The 2,718-nt window shown below is 33.3% G+C and carries 1 protein-coding gene; it reads left to right on the top strand.

Translation table 11 applies throughout. The annotated features are described in order from the left end of the window. Positions 1–200: 200 nt before the first annotated feature. The gene (locus tag HE1_RS05265) at positions 201–2,294 is read left to right on the top strand and encodes a mechanosensitive ion channel family protein (RefSeq protein ID WP_161630380.1); all 2,094 of its coding nucleotides are present in this window, start codon (positions 201–203) and stop codon (positions 2,292–2,294) included. Positions 2,295–2,718 lie beyond the last annotated feature (424 nt).

Raw genomic sequence — 2,718 nt, forward strand, 5'->3', positions numbered from 1 at the left:
GCAGAGATAGGTAAGCACAATTCTTTAATTTTTTTGTATTTTTTAATAAAAAATTAAAATTTTAGACAAGTGAATGATAACTTGAAACTTTTTTTAAAAAAAATTATTCTATTAAAAAGATAAATAAAAAAATAATCGCTGCTATGTTTCCAAGAAAAATACTTTTTAAATTTTTTTATTACATCACTCTTGGGAGCATCTTGATTTATGGAGATAGCCAGGCTGATTCAGGGCAAGAGTCTTTGCCTCAAAAAAGCTCTTCTTCAAAAGTTTCTCACAAAAATTCTTCTAAAGAAATGCAAAAGCTTTTAAAAGAAGTAAGAGACGCCAAGCAGCATTTAAAAAAAAATCAAGATCAATTAGAGCGAATTTTAAAGCGTCTTCAGCAGTATGACCCCCCGCCTTCTAATGAGGCGGCAGAGCAAAAGACGGAAAGAATTTCTCCTTTATTAACACACTTAGAACTTTTTTCCTTTCAATTAAAGCGGGTTTTACACAACTTTTTTTATGGATTTGAATACATGTTCCGGTTGGTATTAGCTCCGGAATTTAATGCAAAATCTCTTGGAGTTGTGGTGTGGATGCTGGGAATTTTTGTAATAAGTGGAATTGGTAATGTTTTAATATATCAGAGATTTTATACAAGTCTTAGCAAAATTTCCAGAACCATAGGGGTTAAGATCATAGCTCTTTTTTGTGTTCCTGTCTTAGTTTACGCAGGAATAGGGCGAATATGGTCTTTTAAACGATGGTTTCTTCCTTCTGTATGTACTGAATTTTTAGCTTATTTACCTTTGCACACTTATACACTGATGGCAGGATATTATGGTGTGTCTGTGTATTTTTCTTCGGTATTGCGAGTTCAATTAAGTGTACCTGCAGTACAAATGGCGTTACATGGATTCCAAAGAGTTTTTTTAATTCATTTTTTATCAAAAGTGCTTAGGGAAATTTTAACTTTAACGCAAGCAAATTCCTTAATATTTTCTACGTTTTCCCAAAGTGCTGCCATAGTATTCAGTTTTGGATTGTGGAATGCATTGAAAAAGTTTAAGTATATGGTCTGTTCTGAAATTACCGTTCCATCTAGAAGAAATCGTTTGATTTTGCTGTCAAGTTTTTATCAGTGGGGGGTGGGGCTTTTTATTAATTTATGGTTATTTTTTCCAGAAGTTTTTATGGCATTTTTTATTCCTACTGTGGCAACAGCAAGTGTGCTATTGGGTATCAATGTTGTTCAACCGCAAGTATATAGAATGTTTTTGGAATTTCTTTGGAAGAAAAAAAACACATCGTTTATTTTTCCTTTATTATATCAGTACAGAAAAGAATCATTAAGTACAGTAAAAATATTAGTTTATATTGGATTGTTAACGCTCTGGGGAGAGGTGTTTCAAGAAATTCAAAATAACGCAGCCTTTAGCATTGTGTACTGGATGACGTCTATTTTTGTCAGTCCTTGGGTAACGCGCTGTTTTAATGCAGCTTTGGTGGGGATGGCTTCTTTTTTATTGATTAAAATCATTAACAAAATTTTAAAGTATTACGTAGAAGATCGATATAGCACTCAATCTTTGGAAAATAATTTTTTATTTACTCGACTTAAGACAATGATGGCTATTATTCGAACCAGTGTGAATGTGTTGGTAGGAGGGCCTGCACTAATTTTTATGATCTCTTATATTTTTGGTGTCCAGTTAAAAGAATGGGCTGCAAGCGTAGGCGTTGCAGGATTTGGGCTAACTTTCGGATTGCAGAATATTGTTCGAGATTTTATTACTGGATTTTTTATTATTTTTGAAAATAACCTTATGGTGGGAGACGAAGTAGATATAGATGGAAGAACAGGAAAAGTAGAGCTCATTGCAGCGCGGACAGTAAAGATTCGCAGTGAAAATGGAACGCTTATGACTATTCCTTTTGGCAATATCGTTGTTATTGGTAATCGTAATAAGCATTTTTCCGCAGTTCTTATGAATATTTCTGTTACTTATCATGAAGATTTGGAAAAAGTGCAACGATTAGTTGAAAAAGCGTTTAATATTTTGAAAAAAAATTCTCCTGTAAAACGGTATGTTCTGGGAAATTTAGAATTCAGAGGTGTGAATGAAGTTACTGCGTATTCGGTGGTACTTTTGGCTAAGATTCGTACAACCCCAAACTGTCAAGATCAAGTACGTCGACAATTTAATCGCATCTTGAAAGAGCTTTTTGATGAGGCTGGAATCAAAATTCCTACGCCTCCCCATATGGTACTTGGGGCTTCACCGAGTCTAACAAATACACATATTTAAAAGAATTGGATTGTGATAAAATGGAAAAAGATTATTTTCAAATTCTTCGATAATAATATTGTAAGGAGATTGATAGGTGAAAGCCTGTGCACAATAAAATCGTGTTAAGCTTACTTTCTGCACGAGTGAGGTAAATCGATTTCTGCAATCCTTCTATCCATTTATCCATGGATAAAGGCATTGTATCCGTCTGTATTCAATTTACACGTTACTTCAAAAGGAAGAGGTTTGATCTTAATTTCGTAAAAAAATTTTTGGCTAATATTTAGACAATATATTGAACATAATCATATAGTAAATCAGGTTGAATTGGGTGTAATTTTTTTGTTAAAATAAAAGGAAAATGACAAAGAGCTACAGCAACGATTTAAGACAAAGGGGAATAGAATGTTTAGATGCAGGGGGTATATTGAAGTATCGCACT

The sequence above is a fragment of the Holospora elegans E1 genome (assembly GCF_000648275.1).
GTDB classification, from domain to species: domain Bacteria; phylum Pseudomonadota; class Alphaproteobacteria; order Holosporales; family Holosporaceae; genus Holospora; species Holospora undulata_A.